Annotated in this window: 19 protein-coding genes; 4 read left to right on the top strand and 15 right to left on the bottom strand. The window is 49.5% G+C overall.

Going from position 1 to position 26190, the window contains the following annotated elements; genetic code table 11:
- Positions 1–117 precede the first annotated feature (117 nt).
- Positions 118–1089, top strand: coding sequence for a glycosyltransferase family 2 protein (locus AAAV44_RS00505; RefSeq protein ID WP_349114021.1), 972 nt, complete (start codon positions 118–120; stop codon positions 1087–1089).
- A 102-nt stretch (positions 1090–1191) separates the two neighbouring features.
- Here AAAV44_RS00505 and AAAV44_RS00500 read toward each other — a convergent pair whose 3' ends face one another.
- From AAAV44_RS00500 to rfbA, 5 genes are all read right to left on the bottom strand, one after another.
- Positions 1192–2646 (bottom strand): sugar nucleotide-binding protein, encoded by a 1455-nt coding sequence (locus AAAV44_RS00500; protein WP_349114019.1) that lies wholly within the window; start codon positions 2644–2646, stop codon positions 1192–1194.
- A gap of 123 nt (positions 2647–2769) precedes the next feature.
- Entirely contained in the window at positions 2770–3789 is a 1020-nt protein-coding gene (gene rfbB, locus AAAV44_RS00495) for a dTDP-glucose 4,6-dehydratase (protein ID WP_349114018.1), read from the bottom strand.
- Between the two features lie 185 nt (positions 3790–3974).
- Entirely contained in the window at positions 3975–4472 is a 498-nt protein-coding gene (locus AAAV44_RS00490; RefSeq protein ID WP_349114017.1) for a Fis family transcriptional regulator, read from the bottom strand.
- A 9-nt stretch (positions 4473–4481) separates the two neighbouring features.
- Positions 4482–4919 carry a DUF4869 domain-containing protein gene (locus AAAV44_RS00485; RefSeq protein WP_117790449.1) on the bottom strand — a complete coding sequence of 146 codons (438 nt, stop codon included), beginning with the start codon at positions 4917–4919 and terminating at the stop codon, positions 4482–4484.
- Between the two features lie 95 nt (positions 4920–5014).
- Positions 5015–5914 (bottom strand): glucose-1-phosphate thymidylyltransferase RfbA, encoded by a 900-nt coding sequence (rfbA, locus tag AAAV44_RS00480; protein WP_349114016.1) that lies wholly within the window; start codon positions 5912–5914, stop codon positions 5015–5017.
- Positions 5915–6070: 156 nt separating this feature from the next.
- On the opposite strand from rfbA, the gene AAAV44_RS00475 reads away from it, so the two are divergent.
- Complete coding sequence (locus tag AAAV44_RS00475; RefSeq protein ID WP_349114015.1) at positions 6071–8542, top strand: glycosyltransferase family 2 protein; 2472 nt, start codon at positions 6071–6073, stop codon at positions 8540–8542.
- Between the two features lie 632 nt (positions 8543–9174).
- Here the strand turns inward: AAAV44_RS00475 and AAAV44_RS00470 are convergent.
- The 10 genes from AAAV44_RS00470 to AAAV44_RS00425 form a co-directional block, all read right to left on the bottom strand.
- Positions 9175–10581 (bottom strand): hypothetical protein, encoded by a 1407-nt coding sequence (locus tag AAAV44_RS00470; protein ID WP_349114014.1) that lies wholly within the window; start codon positions 10579–10581, stop codon positions 9175–9177.
- Positions 10582–10839: 258 nt separating this feature from the next.
- Positions 10840–11193, bottom strand: coding sequence for a DUF2304 domain-containing protein (locus AAAV44_RS00465; RefSeq protein WP_117786521.1), 354 nt, complete (start codon positions 11191–11193; stop codon positions 10840–10842).
- Positions 11193–11924 (bottom strand): glycosyltransferase family 2 protein, encoded by a 732-nt coding sequence (locus AAAV44_RS00460; protein ID WP_229025531.1) that lies wholly within the window; start codon positions 11922–11924, stop codon positions 11193–11195. Before AAAV44_RS00460 ends, AAAV44_RS00465 begins: the two co-directional genes overlap by 1 nt.
- A gap of 330 nt (positions 11925–12254) precedes the next feature.
- Positions 12255–14231 (bottom strand): DUF2142 domain-containing protein, encoded by a 1977-nt coding sequence (locus tag AAAV44_RS00455; protein ID WP_158564980.1) that lies wholly within the window; start codon positions 14229–14231, stop codon positions 12255–12257.
- A gap of 112 nt (positions 14232–14343) precedes the next feature.
- Complete coding sequence (locus AAAV44_RS00450) at positions 14344–15489, bottom strand: glycosyltransferase family 4 protein (protein ID WP_117786524.1); 1146 nt, start codon at positions 15487–15489, stop codon at positions 14344–14346.
- Positions 15490–15522: 33 nt separating this feature from the next.
- Positions 15523–16383, bottom strand: coding sequence for a LicD family protein (locus tag AAAV44_RS00445; protein WP_158564979.1), 861 nt, complete (start codon positions 16381–16383; stop codon positions 15523–15525).
- Between the two features lie 4 nt (positions 16384–16387).
- Entirely contained in the window at positions 16388–17632 is a 1245-nt protein-coding gene (locus AAAV44_RS00440; RefSeq protein ID WP_124786114.1) for a polysaccharide biosynthesis protein, read from the bottom strand.
- A gap of 44 nt (positions 17633–17676) precedes the next feature.
- On the bottom strand, positions 17677–18624 hold the full coding sequence (locus tag AAAV44_RS00435) for a glycosyltransferase (protein WP_347479385.1): 948 nt from the start codon (positions 18622–18624) through the stop codon (positions 17677–17679).
- Positions 18625–18997: 373 nt separating this feature from the next.
- On the bottom strand, positions 18998–21067 hold the full coding sequence (locus AAAV44_RS00430) for a L,D-transpeptidase family protein (RefSeq protein WP_349114013.1): 2070 nt from the start codon (positions 21065–21067) through the stop codon (positions 18998–19000).
- A 42-nt stretch (positions 21068–21109) separates the two neighbouring features.
- Complete coding sequence (locus AAAV44_RS00425) at positions 21110–23281, bottom strand: NlpC/P60 family protein (protein WP_349114012.1); 2172 nt, start codon at positions 23279–23281, stop codon at positions 21110–21112.
- 165 nt (positions 23282–23446) lie between these two features.
- Between AAAV44_RS00425 and AAAV44_RS00420 the strand changes: the two genes are divergently transcribed.
- Positions 23447–25219, top strand: coding sequence for a phosphotransferase (locus AAAV44_RS00420; RefSeq protein WP_349114011.1), 1773 nt, complete (start codon positions 23447–23449; stop codon positions 25217–25219).
- 2 nt (positions 25220–25221) lie between these two features.
- Positions 25222–26163: a DMT family transporter gene (locus tag AAAV44_RS00415; protein ID WP_117798349.1), complete on the top strand. Its 942-nt coding sequence runs from the start codon at positions 25222–25224 to the stop codon at positions 26161–26163.
- The last annotated feature ends 27 nt before the right edge of the window (positions 26164–26190 follow it).

The raw sequence follows: 26190 nt of genomic DNA, 5'->3' as shown, positions 1-26190 counted from the left end.
CGACGGCCATGCAAACGATTCGCGCAACAAAACTGGAGAACTAACCCACATCTTAGGATGCCAGGCCCAAACGGCTATACTTTCTAGGATTGAGATTGAATGTATAAGGAGCATTAAGTGAATTCTGAATCCATCGCCGTCATCATCCCTTGCTACAACGAAGCGCTCACGATCGGCAAAGTCATCGACGACTTTCACCGCGAGCTTCCGCAGGCGACGGTCTATGTCTATGACAACAACTCGTCGGACGATACCTCACGCATTGCCACCGAGCACGGCGCCACAGTCCGCTTTGAGCCCCGTCAGGGAAAGGGCAGCGTGTGCCGCCAGATGTTTCGCGATATCGACGCCGATTGCTACCTGATGGTCGACGGAGACGACACCTACCCCGCCGAGGCGGCCAAGGCCCTCTGCGAGCCCATCCTTAACGGCACGGCCGACATGACCGTAGGCGATCGCCTTTCCAACGGCACCTACGCCGAGGAGAACAAGCGTGCCTTCCACGGCTTTGGCAATAATCTGGTCCGCGCCATGATCAAGTGGATCTATGGCTACAGCTTCGATGACGTCATGACAGGCTACCGCGCCATGAGCCGCCCGTTCGTTAAAACCTTCCCAGTGCTTTCCGAGGACTTTCAGATCGAAACCGAGCTCTCGATCCACGCCGTCGACCACCGCTGGCGCATCAAAGATGTGCCCATCGAGTACCGCGACCGTCCCGAGGGTTCCGAGTCCAAACTCAACACCGTGAGCGACGGCATTAAAGTCGTTGCGATGATCGGCGCGCTGTTCAAGGACTACCGCCCGCTGAAGTTCTTCAGCCTCGTTGCGCTTCTGTTCGCGGTATTCGGCCTCGCCCTGGGCATGCCCATCGTTGTCGAATATTTCCAGACCGGCCTCGTCCCGCGCTTCCCCACCGCTATGCTCGCCGCCTCGTTTATGTTCCTGTGCGGCCTGAGCCTTGCGACCGGCTTCATCCTAGATTCTGTAGCAAAGGTCGAAAAAAAGCAGTGGGAGGTCAACGTGTACAGCAAATACGCCTACGACGACCAGCCCGGCCACCCTACTTCCATGCCAAGCGAGAGGTAGATCTTCCGCAAAATACTATTGGCACCACTGCGCAGATAGCCACCAACAAGAAAAGCCGCCGTTAAAGAACGGCGGCTTTTACTCTCGAAAAGTTAATAGCGGCTAGAGCGTCTTGATGTACTCCCCCAGCTCTTCCTCCCAGTCGGGCATGTGGAAGCCGGCAGCCTCGAGCTTGGACAGGTCGAGCGCGGAGTGGACCGGGCGCGGGGCGACGGGGCCCTCGGCGCTCGCGTAGTAGTCGGCGGTCGATACCGGCACGACCCTGTCCCCGTTGCCGTTGGCGGCCTCGAAGACGGCGCGGGCGATATCGGCCCAGGACTTGACGGTGCCGGAGCCGGTGCAGTCGTAGGTGCCGTAGGGGGCGTGCGTCCCCAGCACGTGGAAGATGGCCTCGGCCATGTCGCGCGTGAAGGTCAGGCGGCCCAGCTGGTCGTCAACGACCGTGACCTGCTCGAGCCCGTCCTCGGGGTCGGCGACGCGGTCAGACAGGCCCTTCATCGTCTTGACGAAGTTGCGGCCCTCGCCGATGACCCAGCTGGAGCGCATGATGTAGTGGCGGGGGCAGCCGGCCGCGGCGATGTCGCCGGCGGCCTTGGTCTGGCCGTAGACGGACAGCGGGCTGAGGGGCTCGTCCTCGTCATGCACCTCGGCGGTGCCGTCGAAGACGTAGTCGGAGGAGACGTGCACGAGCGTGATGCCGTGCTCGGCGCAGGTGCGGGCGAGCAGCGCCGGCCCGGTCGCGTTGGCCTTCCAGGCGGTGGCGCGGCCCTCGGCGGTCTCCGCCCTATCCACGGCGGTGTAGGCGCCGCAGTTGATCACGGTGCCGTAGAGCGACCAGTCGTACTGTGTGTAGGCGTCCGGGTCTGACATATCGAAGGTGTCGATGTCGCAGAAGTCGAAGTCCTTGGCGACGCCGCGCTCCTCCGCCAGCGCGCGCACCGCGCGGCCCAGCTGGCCGTTGCAGCCGGTGACGAGCGTCCTCTTGGGCGCCATGGGGACGACGTCCTTGAGCATCGGGTGGTTGAGGTCGGCCTCGGAGACGGTGGCCCGGTCCAGCGGGATGGGCCACTGGATGTTAAGCTCCGGGTCGGCGAGGTTCACGAAGGTGTAGGTCCTCTTGAGCTCCAGCGACCAGTGGGCGTCCACCAGGTAGGTGTAGGCGGTGCCGTCCTCCAGGGCCTGGAAGGAGTTGCCCACGCCGCGCGGGACGTAGATGGCCCTGCTCGGGTCGAGCGTGCAGGTGAACACCTTGCCGAAGGTCTCGCTGCCCTCGCGCAGGTCCACCCAGGCGCCGAATACGCTGCCGCGGGCCACCGAGATGAACTTGTCCCAGGGCTCGGCGTGGATGCCGCGGGTGACGCCGCGGCTGTCGTTGTAGGAGATGTTGTTCTGGACGACGCGGAGGTCCGGGATGCCCAGGGCGGTCATCTTGGCGCGCTGCCAGTTCTCCTTGAACCAGCCGCGCGAGTCGCCGTGGACGGCGAGGTCGACGACCTTGAGGCCCTCGATTCCGGTCTCGGCGACGGAGAGGTCCTTCTCGAATGCGATGTCTGCCATGTGGGAAAAGCTCCTATCGAAGAGGTTGGATAACCGGGGGCGCCCGCGCGGGGACGCAGGGTCATCCCCATGCCCTGCGTCCCCGCGCGGGCGCCCCGCGGTGCGGTTCGCCGGGATGCGGTCTTACTGCCCCTGGGCGCGGTAGCGGGCCTCGGTGGCCTCCTTGGCCGGGCGCCACCAGGACTCGTTCTCGACGTACCAGTCGATGGTCTGCTTCAGGCCCTCGGCGAAGTCGGTGTGCGCCGGCCTCCAGCCGAGCTCGCGCTGGAGCTTCGTGCTGTCGATGGCGTAGCGGCGGTCGTGGCCGGGACGGTCGGCGACCCAGTCGAAGTCCTCGGGGTCGCGGCCCATGGCCTCGAGGATCATGCGCAGGACCGTGATGTTGTTCTTCTCGCCGTCGGCTCCGATGAGGTAGGTCTCCCCCATCTCGCCCTTCGTGAGGATGTCCCAGACGGCCGAGGAGTGGTCCTCGGTGTGGATCCAGTCGCGGACGTTCTCGCCGCGGCCGTAGAGCTTGGGGCGCACGCCGTCGATTATGTTGGTGATCTGCCTGGGGATGAACTTCTCCACGTGCTGGTAGGGGCCGTAGTTGTTGGAGCAGTTGGAGATCGTGGTGCGCAGGCCATAGGTGCGGGTCCAGGCGCGCACGAGCATGTCGGAGCTCGCCTTGGTGCTCGAGTACGGCGAGGACGGGTGGTACGGCGTCTCCTCGGTGAACTTGGCGGGGTCGTCGAGCGCCAGGTCGCCGTAGACCTCGTCGGTGGAGACGTGGTGGTAGCGGATGCCGTGCTTGCGGACGGCCTCCAGGAGGCGGAAGGTGCCCTCGACGTTGGTGCGCAGGAAGGGCTCCGGGTCGGCGATGGAGTTGTCGTTGTGGCTCTCGGCGGCGTAGTGCACGATCGCGTCGTGGCCGGGGACGATCCTATCGAGCAGCTCCGCGTCGCAGATGTCACCGACGACGAGCTCGACCCTGTCCTCGGGCAGCCCCGCGATGTTCTCGGGGTTGCCGGCGTAGGTCAGCTTGTCCAGGACGGTGACGTGGACGCCCGGGTGGTTGTTCACGACGTAGTGCACGAAGTTGCTGCCGATGAAGCCGCAGCCGCCCGTGACGATGATGTTCTTAGGTTCAAAAATCTCAGACATGAAAATCCAATCTGAAGCAAGTACAGCTTCTTTAGTATGCCGCAGGAAGTGACGCCGCGGCACTATTCAACAAAACTATCGGACATTTCGGCATGCGATAAGAGCCATGACCTTCGCAGAATTACTTCCCCTACAAAACGCCTCCGGAATGCAGTCTTTGTCGTAGTGAAAAACCGAATCCCCAGTTATTTCACGTAAGTAATGTCCCGTTTTGGCGCCGACCGGGAAATAGCATAACGATGATTCCCGCGATCTTGATAAACAGGGACGAAAGAATGGTATTTTCCGCTCGTCTTAATCTTGTAAATCTCATCCACGCTATACGGAAGATTGGGGAAATCAGCCCTTGAGATCAGCACGAAATAATTCGAGGAATACAGCACATGATGGGCAAACTCATCAGAATGGATCTCTTTTAAGCCCTCATCGACAAATACAATCGAGTCATGAACGGACGAAAGCTGGTTTCGCCAATCATAATCGGTCAGGGCGACACAGGGACAATCGCATTGCAAGGAAACGCCCGACTGCTCGCCCGTTCGCATGTAGTCTGCGACCATGTCAAACAGCGTCGTCTTACCCGTGCCGCTATCGCCACGCACAATAGTGATGTTCCGCTTGATGGTAAATGTGTACTTGGTTCCCCTACGGCGGGAAATCTTAACGAGATGCGAACCGTTCATAAGCAGTACCTACAGATACGGAATCGACTCGTGAATCAATTCGGCCATGTTGTGAACGATTCGGCCGCTATTCACGACTTTAATTTTAAAATCCTCGCGACCAAAGTCCATCACATGATAGAGATTCACAACGAGCTTGCGATCTTTCGCCATGTCGAGAATCCACTTGGCACAGTTGTCACCACAGGTAGAAGCGTTAAAAATTTGCTTACGATCAAATCTCATAAGCAGCAGCGTTTTCACGCCACCAGAAAGCTGGAGTGGGGAGATGGATCCAAGCACAGGGCTTTCGATGACGTTTTCGGAGACAACATCCGATCGATCGACATCTTTAATTATCGAGACTGCATAGGGATTCGTAATCCAAGAAGACCGGTAAGAGTTTTTGAAATATGTCGCTGTGTTGTAAATCGCTTCTGGCATATCGCCAAAGTAGACGCTTAACACATCCACTCCCAATCATATTGTCTTTATGGTCAACGTAATCATAACGAAAGGGGCCACCAGATAAACGGTGGCCCCTAAAAGAAAACAAGCTTGCGCTAGTACTCGCGCGGGCTGTTGACGATCTCGCCGGCGGCGACCTTCTTCAGGTGCTGCCCGTAGACCGACTTGCCGTAGGCCCTGGCGGCCTCCTCGAGCTCGGCAGTGGTGATCCAGCCGTTCTCCCAGGCGATCTCCTCGGGCACGGACACGGGCAGGTCCTGGGAGTGCTCCACGGCGCGGACGAACTCCGCGGCCTCGTGCAGGCTCTCCATGGTGCCGGTGTCCAGCCACGCGTACCCGCGGCCCAGCGTCACGACGGACAGCGTCCCCTCCTCCAGGTACATCTGGTTGAGCGTGGTGATCTCGAGCTCGCCGCGGGCCGACGGCTCCACCCTGTGCGCCTTGGCGGCCACGTCGCCCGGGTAGAAGTACAGGCCGGTGACGGCGTAGGAGCTCTTGGGGCACTCGGGCTTCTCCTCGATGGAGACGGCCCTCCCCTCGCGGTCGAACTCCACGACGCCGAATCGCTCGGGGTCGTCCACGTGGTAGCCGAAGACCGTGGCGCGGCCCGACTCGGCGTTCTGGACGGCGCGCGTCAGGTGGCGCGACAGGCCGTTGCCGTAGAAGATGTTGTCGCCGAGCACGAGGGCGCACGGCTCACCGTTAATGAACTCCTCGCCGATGGTGAAGGCCTGCGCCAGGCCGTCGGGGCTCGGCTGCTCGGCGTAGGAGAGGTTCACGCCGTAGCGCGAGCCGTCCCCGAGCAGGCGCTCGAAGTTGGGCAGGTCGGTCGGCGTGGAGATGACCAGGATGTCCCGGATGCCCGCCAGCATGAGGGTGCTAAGCGGGTAGTAGATCATGGGCTTGTCGTAGACCGGCAGCAGCTGCTTGGAGGTCACGAGCGTGAGCGGGTACAGGCGGGTGCCGGACCCGCCGGCGAGGATGATGCCTTTCATAAAAATCCTCTCGATTGACAATCGTTGAGCAAAAGCCGCTGATTACAGATGCATAGTTAATTAAATTATACGCACCGGCAGCAACCTCCCCGTCTTCTTATTTAAATCGGACAGCAGAAACACGCAACTCTTTCTGCATTTCTAGCGAGGCAACAAATGAAAAAGTACAATGAGCAGTGTCCAACAAACGAAAGGCAAACAATGCGAGTCGAAACAACCGGAGTATGCAGAGGAAACTGGAAAATCTACCAGCAGCTTAAGATTGAAGGCATCCATAAAGGCTCCAGCGTAACAGCCCAGGCGGCTACAGACGATAACCGCCGCTCACCTTTATCCCTCCTAAAATTCCGGGACAATAGTTGTGACTCGAACTCATACGTCCTTGTAGTCCCCGATCCCGATGCTCGCACCATCAAAATTGAGTTTAGCGAAATCGGCCAAGACGGTCGCACCCTGAGCAGCGACTCCCTTTCGCTAAATTGCAAGAACATCAAATGGGAGTCGCGCCTTAACTACAAAATTAAACCTGACATGTGCAGCAAACTCCGAAACTACGATGACGTTTCAGAGTTTGACATGGCAACGATTGATTTCTGGCAGTGCATCGAAGATTCAAGCGACTATATCCTTAGGTGCACGGTGAGAACTCCTTATCGTAGCGACTCGCAAATCAAACTTCGTTGTTTCGATCGAGCCCTCAATGAAGTTGATTTGAGCATCGTCAATTTCGGTTCGAATGTAACAAGCGTTGGATTTACATCTGAGAAAAAGCAACTTGAAACGCAGCTCTCGGTTCGTATGCCAAAAGCGTTCGATCGTTACTATTTTGTTATTGACGATCAAAATCACCCATCATTCAGTGCATTCGACTGCTTAACGCCCGATAAATTAGGCTTGCTTCTTGAGGAGACCAACTTTCTCTTTACCCATGCGCAGTTTGACCCTGAATACCCCGAATGGTTCACGGAACATAAGGCAACCATCGGCGCTCTGGAGAAACAGAGAAAAATCGTCTTCAACAGCGCTCCGAAGTTCAGCATTATTGTCCCTCTATACAACACACCCATTTCGTTCTTTAACGATATGGCCGAATCCGTAAAAAACCAGTCTTATGCAAACTGGGAGCTCATCCTAGTTAATGCAAGTCCTGACAATCAGGAACTAAAGGCTCGCGTTGAGCAGGAGACGGCCCACGACAACAGAATTAAATCAATTAACCTTACCGAGAATAAGGGCATTTCCGAAAACACAAACGCCGGCGTTGCCATCGCTTCGGGTGATTTCGTTAGCTTCTTTGACCATGACGATATTCTTGAACCGGACTTGTTGTTCTCATATGCCGAGGCAATAGAAAACGATGATAAAGTCGATCTTCTTTATTGCGACGAAGACAAACTCATGCCCGATGGGAAACTAGCGCAGCCGTTCTTTAAACCGGATTTCAATATCGATCTGCTCAGAAATAACAACTATATCTGCCACATGCTTACTATCCGTAAGTCCCTGCTTGACACTCTAGAACCGAACACGAAAGAGTTCGATGGAGCACAGGATCATAATCTGACTCTCCGCGCCGTGGAAAAGGCAAGGAAAGTTCATCATGTTGCAAAGGTTCTATATCACTGGCGCCTAAGCGAGACCTCCACCGCAGCAAATGCCGATAGCAAGCCGTATGCCACTATCGCAGGTATCAAAGCGGTCCAGAGTCATTTGGACAGACTTGGGCTCAATGCGAAGGTCGAACAAGCGCGTCGTCCCTTTACATATAAAGTAACCTACGCTGTGCCAGATTCCCATCCACTCGTGTCAATTATCATTCCAACTAAAGACCACGCCGACATTCTGGACAACTGCATCACGTCAATTGTTGAGAAATCAACATATGACAATTATGAGCTTGTCATAATCGAAAACAACAGCATAGAAAAGGCAACGTTCGATTATTACGATAAGTTGCAAGCAAAATATCCTGACATCGTTCGTCTTGCAACTTGGGAACACGAATTCAATTTCTCCAAGCTCATGAACTTTGGCGTTGCTCACGCCAAGGGCGACTATCTCTTGCTATTGAATAACGATACTGAGGTAATTACGCCCAATTGGATCGAGACCATGCTTGGCATCTGCGCACGTGAGGATGTTGGCGCAGTCGGTGCAAAACTCTACTATCCCGACAACACCATTCAGCACGCGGGCCTATGCGTCACTGGCGGCGTGGCGGGACATCTTTGCCAGAGCATGCCAAGGAATAATTGGGGCTACTTTGCACTCAACGATGCGCAACAAGACTTCAGCGCTGTCACTGCAGCTTGCATAATGACCAAGCGTAGCGAATATGAGAAAGTCGGAGGTTTCACCGAAGAGCTTCAAGTTGCATTTAATGATGTTGACTTTTGCTTAAAGCTACGCGAGATTAACGACCTGATCGTATACACGCCCGAAGTCGAGCTCTATCACTACGAGTCGATTTCTAGAGGCGTTGAAAACAATACGGAAAAGCAGATTCGGTTCCACAAAGAAGTCGCATACATGAATTATCGCTGGGCAAAATACTATGTCGAAGGCGATCCGTACATTAACCCAAATTTCAGCGTGGGAGAACCCGGAAATCGCTACTATCATTTATAAAGTGTTAGCTTAATTCTGCGCTTTCTAATTTTAGCCTTATTAAAATGCGACTAATAGATAAGGGAATCGAGGGTCAACCCTCGATTCCCTTACTATGAATAATTGCATTCCATACATGATATACAGTTAAGAAGCGTTTGTGATTCGATACACAAGCAGGCGTTGATTCCGCATGCTGGCCAGAATCCGCATCATTCCAAAGGCGTATTTAAAACCCAGCCCCACTGTGGTATAGCGGTAGTGTGGTAGTAGTTCAGCCACCAAGCAAGTGATGTTGTCCTGATGTAACCGATGTTATCCATAACCATACCGTTTCCGATATAAATAGCAATATGGCCCCAGCGGGCACCAGCACTTGTATGAGTATGCGTAGGGACCGCAACGATCATTCCAACTTTAAGCTGAGATATATCTCGGCTGTAACACCAATTCCAGAACATGTCGCATGCGTCGCCGTTGGGATATGACCCCAGCACGGGGTAAAACACATGGCTAACCCACTCCGAGCACAGTCCCGCCCCAGGAGAAGGAACGCTATGGCAACGATTAACGATCTGGGACTGCAAGGAGGCGCGCGCGGAGTGCTCAGGCTCCACCCAAGCACCTGAGGCATTAAAGAAATACTCGGAGTCTCAAATTCTGTTCCAGCCATTTACCATTTGTCCAGAAGACATAAGGTAGTACCACGTTCCATCATCATCGAGGAACCAGCCAGTATTCATGGCTCCGGATTCGTTGTCGAGGTGATACCACCTACCGTCAATGAATCGCCAACCGCGCTGCAGAACCCCATCTGAGTCTGTGTAAAACCACACCTGTGCAGCTGAGGACCAATACCAGCCAGCGACAGGCTTTCCCTCGGGATCCCTGAGCTTAATTCCACCCGCGCCGTCCTTGACGCCCGAAAGCACAATCGCACCACTGCTGCACGCATAATATACGTTTTCATCTTGTGAGAAGACCCAAGTGTTGCACTTTAATGCACCGCCGCTATCCGGATCCAAATAATAAATGGAGCCATTTACAGTTTGAAATCCTTCCAGCATGGCGCCATTATTATTGGGGTCTAGCAAATACCAGCTAGAACCATTGTAAAACCACCCGGTACGAATCTCTCCCGATGCGTTGGAGCAATACCATGCCCCATCGTTAATAAACCAACCGGAGCTCATAGAACCGGATTCGGAAAAATGATACAAAGAGCCGTTAACAAGCCTAAAGCCCGTAGCCATTAATCCAGAAGGCTCAAGCCAGTACCAAGTATTGCCAAGGAGTAACCACCCGGTCTGCATAGCGCCCGAACTGTCCAAATAGTACCAGCTATCATCAATTAAAACCCAGCCGGTCTTCATTGAACCCGATGTCTCGTCAAGGTAGAACCAGCGCCCACCGGTGGCAGCCCATCCCTTCAAATGTGCACAGGAGTTAGAAAATAAATGCCAGCCATCGTTCAAGTATTTCCAGCCAGTAGCTGCATAACCTTCGGAATCAAAATAATACTCCGCCCCTCTAATGGACAGAAAACAGTTTGACGGCCAACCACCAGCCTCATATCTCCACCACCATTTACCGTTTTGGTAGGCCCAAGAACCAGGAAGAGCGATGTTATTATCAGAGGAACGAACGATCTGGAACGACAGTTGAGAGGTAACGCCGGCGTAATTCCCTAGCCCATTCACTCTTATAGTGGCGCAGCCAGGGGCAACATTATCTGAATACGTGACTTCATAATCGATTCCGCTTGCTAGCACAGAACCGCTGGCAGTCAAAACAGAGACATCAGGAGTAATCACATCGCCAGTATATTCATATATCGACGAATCGATAGATGCTTTGAAATTATCGGAATCCAAAGTCAAACGATCGCTACCTGATGTCCCAAATGCTTCCTGACCCGATTGAACCAAAGAGCCATCAGTGCCTTCAGCCACGCAATCTTCAGTTAATGAAAATGCGATTGCGGGCCATAAAAGAGAGATGAAACAAATAGATGTTAGACAAACCACGCTGATTAAACTCAGATGTCGATTTTTCATCATTTTTCTCTTCTCGCCAAATCAAATTAACCTTTGAATATCCAGATGCAGTCGACCCAGAGATGCAGTTCCCAAATTAATTAATATGCAAGACAACTCGCTTGATACGTTGCACCAGATAAAACGATAAGACACTCAACATAGGGATTGTCTATTTGTTAGACAATCCACAACCAGCAGTCGAGCGCGATCAATGGTGCACAAACTTAGGAGCCCTAATGAGGGATAGCCGAAGGAACTGAATCAAACCATGTATTGAGCTCATTCATGATCAGACCTTTTCTCAAGCTCTTTTTCGAGCAGGGCAATCCTATGAGTAAGGTTTTTGATCGCCAAAACATGACGACTCGCGGCAACGCTAAGAGACAGAGAGATTGCAAGCAACAGCACGATTGCACCCAAAAAAAGGAAATTGGCCGGGTTGACAAACCCAATAGCTGTTGAGCAACTATAAATAATCTGAGGACATAAATCACAGATCAAGGCCGCCATACACATCAAAATCCACAGCAAAGAGTACTTAAGAAGCATCTTTCCGTTGGACACGAGACGTAAAACATAGACGAGGAATCCGCCGAAAAAGAGGGCCGCACCAATCCTCAAAATAAGATTCATTATTTGTCTCCCCTATGAACCCAGCACACAAGGACAATGGCTAACGTAACCTTGACCATATAGTAGACGGAAGAGAAGCCCCCGATAGATGAACGTCCACCTTGGCGCTCATTCATCTTTACAGGCGCTTCCATAACGGGAAGACCAAGCTTCATAGCCAAAGCAATCGACTCTGGCTCCGGGTAGTCATCAGGATAACTCTTGCAGAACAGGTCGATAGCATCTTTATTGCAGGCCCTAAAGCCAGAAGTGGGATCGGTGACCACCTTACCCGTAAGCAACTCGAGCAAAAATGAAAGCCACCTGATTCCAACACGACGCATAAAAGTTGATTGAAAACCATCAGTCTCAACCAGAAATCGAGAGCCTATCGCCAAACTCGCACCGCTCTCAATCAGCTTTACAAGCTCAGGAATATAAGAAGGATCATGTTGGCCATCGCCGTCAACCTGAATGTCGATATCATAGCCAAATCTCTGGGCATATTTATGGCCCGCTTGGACCGCTCCACCGATACCAAGGTTCTGCGGCAAATCCAATATGTTGATACCATGCTCTCGACAAAGCTCAAGCGTTGTATCTTGTGAGCCGTCGTTGATTACGACATAGTCATAACCCGCAGCTTTTATAGCTGCAACGGTATTGAGAATGCACTCCTGTTCGTTATAGGCAGGAATTATTACGAGAACACGCAGATGTCCTTTTGAACATGTCGTTGAAGTAAAAGACAATCGAGATTCATCCATTCCAAAAACAGTTGGCTCTTAGCGACGCCCAAAGAATTTGCGACTCTTACAGTCCAACGCATAGCTTAACTCAGACTTAAGTTTACTGTATCCTGTCTAACCATTAGAAAGTTACATCTCAAGCTTAGATATTTAGCTTGCTCAACTAGAGCACACATGGAGTCCCCATCCATCACCGCAGGAAAAGGACCCCTTGCAGTTCTGCCTCAAATACGGGGCGCATGTCCTGAGCGAACCCTCAACGCCGTCCCATTCGATCCAATCGAATCCAACTAATTGCCCACTCCTACTATAACCATGACCTATATCGCTAATTTAGAAAAAACGGATATACAGAAGCTCGAACATCACAAAATACAGCAGCGCAAATGGAGCCCCGAGCATAAAGGCTGTAACTTTAGCCTTCACCTCCTCATCGCAGTAAATAGGGAACCTGAGCAATAGACAGGCAAAAGGTATTATCAAAGGTATGAGATATCGCGCTTGGACACCCGCAACTGTCTGGCTTCCAACTCCTGTAAAAGCGATGTATAGAGCCAAAGCAACTAGGTGGCAAGTAGCAAGAACCAGGAATAGAGTCCAAACAATTCCGCAACGGCTAAGCTTTATTTTAGTATCTTTTTCATTATCAATAATGCAAATAGCTTCAAACAGCATGATGGGGAGATACGAAAGCCATGGGAACAGATTAGACACGTCCCCAAGATAAGCCATATTCGTTGATATTGAATTGAGAAACGCCGGGGTCAGCATCGATCCAAAAACGAAATTCGAGATTACAGCTATAGTTCCAACTGGATTTGCAAGCACTCCCGTCGTTTGACCAGCCGTAGAGACTTCGGAGCCACCACGTGCATCAGAAATATTATTTACGACAGATGAGAAATATGGCGTCAAGAAAGATAGGATCATAATGGCACAAACGAATAGAGCAGTACCAATCAAGATACGTCTTTGCTTGCTTGAAACATATTTATTTGCAGGAATTAAAAGCGCAAGTCCAAATAAGGGAAAATAAATCGCTTTAGCTGCAAACCCGATTGCAAAAGATAGTAGAAATGCGAAGAACGTTTTAGCAGAAATATCCTCTTCAGAAATAAGCATCTTCAACAAAAGAGCTGTTCCTAGCAAACTGAACGATATCACACAGGGATCATACGAGTAACTGGCTGCCATTAACACAGCAGACGGGAACAACGCAATACAAGTGAAAAGACATTTTCTGCAAGGGGCTATACGAATTGCGATTCCGCAGATAACTGCATACGCAAACAAATTAAAAATTTTACCCAATGCAAATTTGATAGAGAATGGGAGATGAAGCAAGCGACCCAAACAAAGGCCGATAGATGAAGGAATATAGGCAATTTTAGAAAGAGCCACACTATCAAAACAATTAAAACGTTCGATACCTTCAGCTAAATCATTTTTATCAGCCTCTCTGACCAATTGCTCAACAGAGCCACGGTTAAACTCTCTTGTTTCATCTATTGGGTACTTACCCAAAGCTGCATCCAAACTAAAGCCGTCCCCCATATAAAACTGCTCGACTATCATTCGGTCAGAATTTGTTATTTCAGCATTTGTGAGGTAGGAAAAACTGTTTGCATTTCCATAGTGGACCTCATCATCCCATGTCAAAAAATTTGTAACGGGAAAGCAAATAATTACGGATAGACCAATTGAGACAATGCATGCGAAAGCGAACAGTTCGGGCTTCAGATAAGAAATGCCCCCATTAATAGCAATCAATCCGATCAAAACCGTAATGGGCAAAGCAGACGCGAACAACACCGTCTTTGACTTATCGAGCGGAATGCCAATAAAAGCGATTAAAACAGCAAAGCCAACAAAAACCGCCAAATAAAAGAAACACTTCTTAGCATCAGTTTTCTTAACCGAGGTTACGAAGCTCTTCATCAGGCCATAGCAAAGCTCAATTCCCTGGAACGCTAAAACTAAATGAAAGCATATAACCAGACCTGAGATATTCCATGCACCAAGACCGAAGGGGCCAAACGTCTTCGCGCCAGCCAATATGATGAAAACTAGCAGAAAGCTGCTGAGGATACTGGACGCGACGAGAACGGTTATCTGACGAATAGCATCACCGCTCGACTGTGATTTCGGTTGCAAATATAAGCACGCAACAGCAACGACATCGCAAAAGAGTTCAAGAATGAATAGATTTAAATTCTTATAGTGCAATGATGTCGCGACAGCTAACAAAAGAAGTCCCAGCCCAAAGATGGCAAGCGCGTACTCGCTTTTCTTAATTGCAGGATTATTCAAAACGTGCATCTCCAACTAAAGACAAAATCGAATAGGATAAGTCGACAATAACAAATTCGGGTCTTAGATCCAACTTCACTCAAAAGCTAAGTAAAAGCCAGCCAAGTATCACTTAGCAAATACAAAACGCCTTCTCGACATCTATAGCAGTGGCGTCCCAGCTATATCGATTTTCAACAAGGGCCCTAGAGTTTCGAGACTGTAGAGAAAGCAGCTTTCGATCATCAAAAAGCCTGCATAATGCCGAAACCACCTCATCAGATGACATGGACTGAATTATCGTGCCGTAGCTATCATCTGGAATAAGCTCGTGCGCGCCTCCCACATCTGTTACCACAGCAGGCGTTCCGCAAGCTGAAGCCTCAAGAAGTACCGTCGAAAAGCCTTCGGACCGAGTTGGAAGACAAAGCACATCTGCTTGCTGAAGTAAGGAGGAAATGTCCTCTGCGCTACATCTCCCAAGCCAAAACAAGTTCGACGAACAGGCTTCCTTGACTTCATTGGCCAGCGGACCATCCCCTGCAAGAACAAAACAAATATCACGCTTGGTAATATCCTTTGCGCGAGCTGCCTCAATAATTGAATAAATTCCCTTTTCAGGAATAAACCGCCCAACAAAAGCCACAACTAAAGATGACTGAGGGACACCTAATTCTGATCGGAAATCTCTACCCGAAGAGATGCTCCTATAAATTGAAGCATTGATTGAGTTCGATATTACACCCTTTGCACCGATATTAAAATGCTGAAGCCATTCAACGCTTTTAGAAGAAATCCCATAGAAATCAGGTTCAAACGTCTTTACGCGATCAGTAATCCAATCCTCATATCGGCGCACAAAATAATCAAGGAATGGCTGATTGAAAGAAAGATACGCTGAACCATGGTCGAGAACGACGGCCCTAGTGTTATGATCCACAGCAAACTTCAGCCCTTCGAGTGAGAGGGGGAAAAGCCTCGTGTTGATAAGTACGCCGTCCCACTCATAATCATCAAGGCTTTGCAGGAGCCGGTAATAATCGCCGGTTTTTTTGGGAAGAGGAAGCCTTCCATCAAGCAATGAAATACATGGAAGCCGAATTATCTCGAGACCGTTTTCGACTGAATGACCGACTCCTACGCGCATTGAATCATTAGTAACGATAACCACCCTGTCGCCGCGGGCAGCTAGGGCATGAGCGAGACCATCGACAAAATTACCAATTCCACTAAGTTGCGGGTGATAATGATGGGTGAAAATACAAATAGAAGAACTCATTACATAACCTCATCTGGTAAAGATTTCATATCCTTAATTCTGCGCAGTCCAGACTTCACCATCCCCAAAGTCAAGCAGAAGAGGAAGATGGGTATGTCGATTTTCCGGCTCCGGAATTTTCTTCCATTCGCCATACATCGTTGTAAGATATTTATCCGTCATACGAGGAACGGGGAATTCACTGCCTTCGAAAACCGCACTGCTCAGAGGGAAAATCTCTGAAATAGGCACTGGCGCCATATTCGGCCAGCTTAACGTCAGACAATAATCAGAGACCTCACCCGTATTTGAGTCGGCAATACAGGAGTCGAACAAATCCTGGTAAGAGCATGCGCCTCGAGAAACCAGTCGTTCCACTACGTGTATAGCAGAACAACCAATTTGCTCGAGTTGTCCAAGGAACCCTTTATGAGGGACAACAATGGAAGAAGAGTGATATAAATAAGCTCTTTTCTGTGCAATTGATGCAGTTCGGACTTGTTTTGCACGAAGGCGTTTATCTGTATAGAGCTGGTCATATGGAAAGATGTCGACAAAAATACCCATCGAACTGGAAGCCTCTCGAGCCTCCTGATTCTCGAAGCGAGTTTCATCGCGATACACCTTAGCAAACATCGCAGCATAGCCAATAGTATTCCGCGATGTATGGAGCGAATATCCTTCCGGTAAACCATCCTCGGCTAAAGAGCAAAAGCGGTCATAGTCTGAACGCATCATTCCGATATCTATATCATCATCCCAAGGGATAAACCCCCTATGACGCATTGCTCCTAAACATGTTCCGCCATCAAGCCACCACCTGATGCCGTGCTTAGAGCAGAATGCAGCGACAACCTGAAGGATATCCAATTCAGTGTTTTGAAGCTTTAATAGCGCGTGAGCTTTAGACATCATCGGCCTATCTCTTTTCCCCAAACCATTCTTGCGTCTGTTTCCCCAAAACAAAAGACTGATAAATTAGGCAAATAGCATTGGATATAAGCGCCGTTACAGTAGGGCCATTTAAGCCAAACAACACTTGCGCGGGAGCCATGACAGCAACAGCACTGATTAAGGACAATATGCTGCCAACAAATACCCCTCGGTAGTTATCAAGAGAAACCAGCAAATCGTTGACAAACCAAGCAATGCCAGTCAAAAAGGCACAAGCCAACATAGGCTGAAGGAGATCAGAATGTTTGGCTATTCCAGCGCCATAAAACAAAGACAGCAATAATTTGCCGAAAAAGAAAAGCGCAACTGCTGATATGACGCCGACAAATAAAATACCGGCAAGTATTTTACCTATAAGCGTAAAAAAGGACTTTTCCCTAGAATAGTAACGCTCTACTAAATAACCTAATAAAGGATTATAGATATACGTCGCACCCATTTGGATAATTGCCACGGGAGCAGCAACTGATGCATAAATGCCTAGAGCAGAATCTCCGAATGTATAAGATAAATACTGCCTTGGAATATTCGGCGCCGCAGAAGCAGCAATGCCGCCCAGAACGATGGGCAAACAGCCACATAGGAAAGCTCTGACCTTCGCTTGGGTAATTCCAAGTTTGATTGCAGAGATTCGATTTGATCTCGGATAATCGTAAATAACACCGATACCTATAGTCACTACCGTCATTAGCAACAATGCACCTTCGAGGCTATTTAACAGCCCAAAGACAACAATGAACGAAAGGAGAGAACCAATGCCCTGCATTATGAGGGATTTCCCAATATAGTCCATCCTATGGCCAACCTGATCATTGGCATGCATGACATCAATAACTAAGCCGGCGGTTTTATAGAGAGCATACAAAAGAACAGCAGGCACCGTATCAATACGACACGTCGCAATGGAATAGACGGCCAACATTGCAAACGCCATAAACGTAGTAAAGAAACGAAAAGTCAGGTATTCACCAGCAGAGTTTTTCCTTTCAACATCTGCAATTTGTACCGTGTACATCCTGTATTGGGCCAATTGAGAAAACATGTTGAAAATAGACATAGCAAGGGAATAAATTCCAGCAGCACTATATCCATCAGACAGTCGAACGACCAATATAGTGATTAGCCATTGACAGCCTAAATTCGTCAACGAGCCAACGGTATTCCAGAACATATTGTGTTTAATCGAAAGAGTCTTCTCTGTGGCTTCCACAAATATAAGCGCCCTTCTGAACAAGTCGCGATTCGGATACGAAGCTATTTTGCTTCTTTAATCATGTTTAAAATCAAAAGAAACAGCCAATTCGGTACAAGTCGCATAATGATTTCAGCTTTAGCAATGGACGGGCAAGCTCGTCGATATTTAAGCAAGCCAATTATGGAGCGTCGCTCTCTTGCATCGGCGAACCCCATTATTTCCTTTAGGTGCGGTGAATCAGGAAATCTTTCGGCAAATTGCTTAGCTGTATCAACCCTGTTTTTGACTCTTGTTAAATACCAATCATCTTTTGAAGCAACACCCGCAAGGAATCCAGTTTCATTCCCGCCATGTCGACGATACTTAACCAAGGGAGTCGTTGTAAAACTGCACTTCCCCAGTTCGCTGCAGCCCAATGTCAACCACAAATCATGTGCAGTGGATTCCGGAAAGGGAATCATCGACTTAGCAGCACTCGCATCTAGCATGAGAGCCATACCAATGCCGTAGCATACACTTGCAGCCTGAATAGTAATATCCTCTCCGGAGCACCAATTTACTTCAGGCGAATTTGGATGAGCTTTTCTGTAGCTCTCTACCAGCATGTTTCCGTTTTCGTCGATTACCGATCTATCGCAAACATCAAGAATTGAGCCTTCTTCTAGCATATGGTTGAGCGAAACTTGAACTCTGTTAGGCTCCCAAATATCATCTTGATCGCAAAATACTACGTAATCCCCTTCTGCCAAAGAGAGTAGTGCCTCGAACGATTTGACATAACCGAGATTTTTATCGCCATGATAATAACGATAGGCGTTTTTCTTTATATGCTCTTGGATAAACCCCTCTAAAGAGGCCGATTCGGGGCAGTCATTTCTGACCAAAAGCGTAACCGGAAACGTTTGTTCATCAATCGAATCAAGTTGAGCGGCGAAAAACTTAAGATCAGGTTTATATGCTGAAAGAAGTACGCATACGCCTGTACCATTTCCCTTTTCTATTTCCAAAAATCCTCCCAAAGTCATGTTTTCAAGATTAGCAAAGCAATCATTAGAGATTTAAGGTGTTGTTTATTACGCTCAAAAAAGACAGGAGAAGGCTCGGCCTTTAGATAATACATGGCGGCAAATTGAATGGTGCTCCCGTAATTTTTAACACCAACACCGACATCTCGCCCCCCTAGAGGGAGCGAGATGGTTGGCTTTTCAAAATAATCTGAAAAGGAAGCTCGTAGAGAATTAAAATCCTGCGCACCGGAAGTGCATACAGTTTATGACTGCCTTCTCATGAAACCGCTTGCCAAATCAAAGCACCTCAATTGGAAAAGAGTCCCTTAAGAATCAGTGTCTTTCTCCCACCTTTAAAGACACTTGTCCAATATCAATAGGTAACAACCTTTGTTCCATAAGGAATGTTATGGTAAATCCATTTTGCGTTCTGGATCTCAAGGCGCACACATCCTGCAGAGGATGGAACGCCCATCGTGGGATCCATCACCCGGTTACTGTTGACGTAGTAGGGCGAAGAATGGAATAGATAATCACCATAGAACTGTGTGTAGTAATAGCAAGTATATCCATGCCCAAAGGAGTATCCCTTTCCGTAGACTTGGTACTCCCCTATCACAGTTGGCGTACTGGCTTTTCCCGTCGAACATACATATCGACGGTTTAAGGACCAATTATTCCATGACCCAGTGTAGATGCTCGTGATACAACGTGACGTATCGACAAGTATCAGCCAATTTGTATTGCTTGAATAACTTTGAGCTTTAGCGTCCATATAGTCTGACACCCACGCGCCGTTAGCCATGAAGTAATTCCAGGATCCGTCCACAACGCGCCAGCCAGTAGCCATAGCCCCACTAGCATCAAGCCAATACCAGGTGCCGCCCAAATTGAGCCATCCCGTCTGCATATAACCAGACGAATTCAAGTAATACCAATATCCGTTAACGGCAACCCAACCGGTTTTCATAACGTAAGTAGATGGATCTAAATAGAACCAGGAGCCATCCTTGCTCAGCCAGCCAGATCGTGCATAGCCAGCGGTCTCATCAAAGAAGTACCATTTTCCGTTAACGTTCTGCCAGCCGACGCTCAAAGAGCCATTAGTCGGATCAGCATAGAAAATGCAGCCACCAAGCGTCACGAAACCGCGCGCTTCGACCAATTCGCCATCGCCGTTTGAAGTAAATAACTTCCCATTGCGCAATGTTCCGCACAACGAGCAGTCAGAACCAGCAAAAGCCTTAGACGGACCATCCTGAACCGAGTCCTGGACATCTACCCATTCACGACAAGCAACAGCGCCTGAGCCTTTTGCATAATAGCTTTTCCCATTTACAGAAAAATGCCCGAGCAGCATTTTGCCGTCGACGGCAGGATCAAGATAATAGTATTGGCTACCGTCCTTCAGCCAACCCGTCTTTACAATACCCGATGCATTAGATGGCTCAGCGTAATACCAGTCTTCATCGCTCATAAACCAGCCGAGTGACAGCGCTCCCGTTGAAGAAAAATGATACCGATTCGATCCGATGGAAAAAAAGCCGGTAGCCATTCTATTGTCATTTGCGACATCGAGCCAATACCAAACGCCATTCACCAAACGCCAGCCCGATGCAAGTGCGCCGGAACCGTCAGCGTAATACCAGTCCGTCCCATCAAACGCCCAACCAACAGCCATTGCGCCGGAATCCGATAAATAGTAACGAGACGAACCGACAGAAACGATTCCTCTAGACATAACACCATCATTGGCGGGATCAAGCCAATACCAGTTATTGCCAGTTTGAAGCCAGCCGGTTAAGACTTCACCATTGCTACCCCAATACCATAAACCGTTATCAAGGCACCATCCATTAATCAGTCCATAGGTTCCAAGAAGATAAGGGTGCCCATCAATAACACGTCGACCAGTAGCCATAGAACAGCTGTTAAGGGAGTCAAACCAGTACCATTGGTCTCCAATAAACTGCCAGCCACTTGCCAAAGCGCCTGACGGACCCGCGTAATACCACTTATTTTCAGTAAAAATCCAGCCGCAGCTCATTGCGCCGTCACGAGCGGGGTCCAAGTAGTACAGCGAGTCGTCAATATTCTGAATTCCGGTCAAACGACAGCCATCTAGATAGTAATACCAGGACAAACCGTTCCATTGCCATCCAGATAGTTGTTCTGTAGTCGACGGGTCATGGCTTTCGACAACCTGTAGGCTCGAATCTTCCGTTGTTTTGCCGGCACAATCGCTGGAGTCTTGAGAGCAACCGCCACCGACCAATGCTCCCGGCCCACCTGTCGAGTCGCGCTCTACGACACCGTTATCCGCCCCCTCTTCCACGGCATAAGCAGTGCAAGAAAATGCGGGGGCTATAACTGAGAGTAAGGCGGAAAATAGCATCAAGCCAATTACTCGCCAGCAAATTCGATGATCAATCCGAGCATTCATTTCAGGCCCCCAACCGGTACCGACTGTCTTGCAGGGAATCTATTAAATAAACGGACGAGCTGCGCCGATTACATTTCCCCTTGCACTAATAGGATGAATTCCGACACCTTGATGAGGCCAGGAATCAATCATCAAGCCGCCGCCAAGTGCAATTGCAATATGACCGCGGTAATAAATCACATCGCCGCGTTGAATCGAGCTCGTGCTCACGGGCATAAAGATATTGCTTCGATACCAATTCATGGAATTATAGGTTTGGCTTGGATCCCAGCGATGGTTATAAGGGTTGTAAACACCCATATCCATGCCAGTAGCATAAAGGCACTGCAAGACAAAACCAGAGCAATCAACAGCTCCACCGGGAGCGGTAGACCAAGGCTCAATATATTGCGTACCAATATACTCATAGGCGCGCTGGATAAAGGCGTTCACGCAATCTTCCCGCGTTGCTTCGACAGAAATGCGAGAAGGGGTCACATAGGTAAAGTATCCGGTGCAATAGCCAGGCAGCCGAACAGTCCAAGAACTGACCTGAGGATACTGGGATGGATTTTGCCAGCCAACTTTGTCGCACTGTCCATCGCTCCAGAAAACTCGACGAACGCCATCGATGGTTCTTGCGCCCGTTGCCATAGCGCCGCTGCCGTCTAACCAATACCACTTACCCGAATCTTTAAGCCAGCCAACATGCATGCTTCCATTGGACTCAAGGTAATACCATGTTCCATTCAGGCATTTCCAACCAGTTGCCATTTTTCCGTCAGCGTTTAGGTAATACCATGCACCGCCAGTAAAAACCCATCCGGTCTTCATCACGCCAGAATCAGCATCAAGCCAATACCAATCGCCGTCAATCTGCAGCCATCCACGATGAATGACGCCCGTTCCGGGCTCTGCGTAAAACCTTAGATTTGCGACGTTAACCCAGCCGGACGCAACCTGCCAACCATCAGCTCCGGCGGTTTTAAGGATAGTGCCGTTTTCGCGAATCACATCCTTGCAAAGATATCCATTATCATCAGCGTATCTTTGAACGCCGTCATTAACGGTAACCCAGCTGGAAACCATAAGCCTACCGCTCTGGTTTGCAAAAAAATCGTTGCCGCCCACCTCAAATAAGCCCGTTTTCATGAGATGGCTAACAGGGTCCAGGTAATACCAGCTCGTGCCCTCTTTATACCAGCCAGAAATAAGTGCACCAGATTGGGAGGCGAAATACCAGCCGTCCTCGACCTGAGCCCAACCAACAGCCATAGCCCCGTTAGGCTTTAAATAATAAGCTGCATTGCCAAGGTCTAAATACCCAACGGACATCTTACCATCGAGGGCTGGGTCGAGATAATACCAAGCGCCGTTAACGAGTTTCCAGCCAGTGGCCGCAATACCGTTAGAGCAGTAATACCAATCTGCTCCGTCTTTGTACCATCCATTTGCGAGGCCATAGTCACCAAAAATGTAGGTTCTTCCATCAATCTTTTGACGACCCTTAAACATGATGAACGTCTGTGGGTCAAAATAATAGCGAGCCCCACCTATCGTTTGCCATGACGAAGCAAGGGCACCCGATGAATAAGCCCAGTACCAATTCCCGTCAACGAGAATCCAGCCGGTTTTCATAGCACCAGTGGCATCTAAATAGTATTTCCCGCTCCCGGGGTCGACAAAACCAACCTGCATTATATGGGTGGCAGGATCCAGGTAATACCATGTGCCGTCTTGATAAAACCAACCAGCAGCTAAATCGCCTCCAGCATTGGCATAAAACCAATTTCCATCTGAGTTACGTAGCCAGCAGTTCTGATATAGCGCGCCAAAAGGCGTTGCGGCATTGCCGTCATTCGCATAAAACGAAACAGTCGATCCGCCAGCATCGGTCACATTGAAATAACCTGTCTGCATTGCACCATCATTGGCTGGATCAAGCCAATACCAATAGCCCCCGCTTTGCAGCCAGCCAGTTTGGTGTTTACCGTTTTTTCCGTAATACCAAACTCCAGACGACTCGTCTCGTTGCCAGCCATCTTTTATGACGGAAGAATTATCAGGTTGCAAATCATCGGAAACCACAGAAGAAAAATCCGCTTTTGACTCAATACTCTGAGCCTCAACGGAATCCTGTGCAAACGCGACATTCGCACTCAGGGGCAAGCAGCAAGCAGTGACTAATGACGCAGCAGCACAAACAAACGTGGCCTTCTTTTCGAATCGATACATAAGCGACCCTCCCAGATATCTCATTTATTTATTTTAATCCACATTCCAGGATTGATTTTCGTTACTGTCTGTTCAGTCTATGTAGATAAATATATTAAATTGAACAAAACGTTCAATCATTCTATTCTTTCCCTAAGCAATGAACATCTTAATTGGAGGCCTGCAGTGGAACTGACCAAGCGTAACTTTACTGTTCTGTACGAATACCTAAAGAACCCATATGCCAGCCAGCGAGAAGTTGCCGAGCGCACTGGCCTCTCACTTGGATCGGTAAACGCAGCAAATAAAGAGCTTACGAATGAGGGCCTTCTCGAATCGGACAGCCTAACCGACAGCGGTTACGAAGCACTTCACCCCTATAAGGTTGAAAACGCAGTGATATTGGCTGCGGGGCTTTCGAGCCGCTTTGCTCCCATTTCGTATGAAAAGCCCAAAGGCCTTTTAAAGGTACGTGGTGAGATTCTCATCGAACGTCAGATTAGGCAGCTGCAAGACGCAGGTATCAGCAATATCACCGTCGTTGTCGGCTATAAAAAAGAATATTTCTTCTATCTCGAAAGCAAGTTCGGCGTTTCGATTGTCGTCAACAACGAATACGCATCCAAAAATAACCACGCATCACTTATGTGCGTAAGGGAGCGACTTGGCAACACCTACATTTGCTCAAGCGATGATTACCTTCTAAACAATCCGTTTGAAGCATATGTTTGGAAAGCATTTTATTCTGCTCAATATGCTGAAGGCGCCACCAAAGAATGGTGCATTCAAACGGGAGCAATGGATAGAATCACCAATGTTACGATTGGCGGGTCCGATGCATGGTACATGCTCGGGCATGTCTACTTTGATAAAGCCTTCTCGCTTGCGTTTAAGCAGATTCTTGAAACGGAATATAACAAGCCCGAAACAACGGACAAACTTTGGGAAGATCTGTATATCGAGCACATCAAGGAGCTCGATATGGTGATCAAGAAGTATCCTGAGGGCGAGATCAACGAATTCGATTCTCTTGATGAGCTGCGTGCCTTTGATCCGCATTTTATCGAAAACGTTGACTCCGATATTTTCGATAACATCGAGCAAGTGCTCGGCTGCTCCAAATCAGAGATTCACGACGTTTATCCCCTTAAACAAGGTCTTACGAACCTATCGTGCCACTTTAGAACCAATGATGGAGAGTACGTTTACCGCCATCCGGGAGTCGGAACCGAACTGCTTATTAACAGAAATGGAGAAGTAGCCGCACTTAAAAAGGCCAAGGAACTCGGCCTTGACGATACGTTCATCCATGAGGACCCAAAGCGCGGTTGGAAAATTTCGAAGTTTGTACCCAACGCAAAGCAGCCTAATCCACACGATGCTGCCCAAATGAATCGAATGATGCAGATGTGTCGTTCGCTTCACGAGAGCGGTGCAAACGTCGAAACCGAATTTGACTTCTACCTCGAAGCGAAGCGCTACGAATCACTTCTTCTGGAAAAAGGTCCCATCGACATTCCAGGCTACACGGAAATGGCCGCCGAAATCGATGAATTGGAGCGCTTTGTTCAGGCCGACAATGCGCCAAAATGCCTTTGTCACAATGACTTCTTCTACCTCAATTTTCTTATCGATGAAAACGACAAGTACTATCTCATTGACTGGGAATATGCTGGCATGAGCGATTACGCGAACGATTTTGGAACTTGCAGTGTCTGCTGTGAGCTTTCCGAAGATGAAGTCGACCGCGCGCTTGATGCATATTTTGGGCGCAGGGCAACAAACAACGAAATTGCGCATAACTATGCGCACATTGCCCTTGCAGGATGGTGCTGGTACCTCTGGTCTCTTCTGAAAGAAGCCGAAGGCGACTTCGTGGGCGAATGGCTCTATATCTACTTCAATTACGGTGCCAAATACCTTAAAAAGGCACTGGAGATCTATCGGAAAGGTGAGTAACGATGCAATTCGGCTTTTTTAGCGGTCTTCTTTGGGGCCTTGATACAGTAATTCTTGGAATCGGCTTGGCGCTTGCGCCCTATATTGGATCGGCGGAAGCGCTTGCATGTGCCTCCATTGCGGGATCCTTTCTCCATGATGCCTTCTGTGCAATCTGGCTCTTTGGCTACATGGGAGTCCGAGGCAGACTGAAAGACACGCTCGCTGCACTTAAAACTCGTTCGGGCAAGGTCGTCATCGCCGGCGCTCTACTCGGTGGACCTATCGGAATGACCGGCTACGTATTGGCAATTAATAACATCGGAGCTGCCTACACGGCAATCATCTCCGCCTTCTATCCCGCAGTCGGAGCATTCCTTTCCTTCGTGCTGCTGAAGGAGAAAATGGGCAAAGGCCAGATTCTTTCCCTTCTCGTTGCTCTTTGCGGCGTAATGACGATGGGCTATCTATCGGCCGGGTCGAGTGAGATTGCAAATGCCCCCCTCGGCTTACTCGGGGCGGTGCTTGCCGTTATTGGATGGGGATCCGAAGCGGTGCTGTGCGCATGGGGAATGAAAGATGATGCCGTTGATGACGAAACGGCTTTGCAAATCCGCGAAACTACAAGTGCACTTGTTTATGGAGTGCTCGTACTCCCCCTCTTCGGAGCATGGCATTTCACGTTGGGCGCTATCCCAAGCATGCCCACATTGATTATTGCACTCGCCGGACTCGCAGGAACTGCATCCTATCTGTTCTATTACAAGGGCATTGCGGCAATCGGAGCAGCGCGTGCGATGGCTCTGAATATCTCCTATTCGGCATGGTCAGTGGTCTTTGGCCTGATCTTGCTTGGAACAATTCCCGACATGGCATCCGTAATCTGCTGCGTTGTAATTGTATGCGGAACAGTTTTGGCAGCCAGTAACTGGGACGAACTATTTGGACGTAAGAAGACGGCGTAGCTAGATTAACAAAGTAGCAAAAGGGGA

It is taken from the genome of Collinsella sp. CLA-AP-H1, from assembly GCF_040092945.1.
Taxonomy (GTDB): domain Bacteria; phylum Actinomycetota; class Coriobacteriia; order Coriobacteriales; family Coriobacteriaceae; genus Collinsella.
The sequence above is the reverse complement of the archived record's forward strand: the minus strand, read 5'-3'. Positions and strand labels throughout refer to the sequence as shown.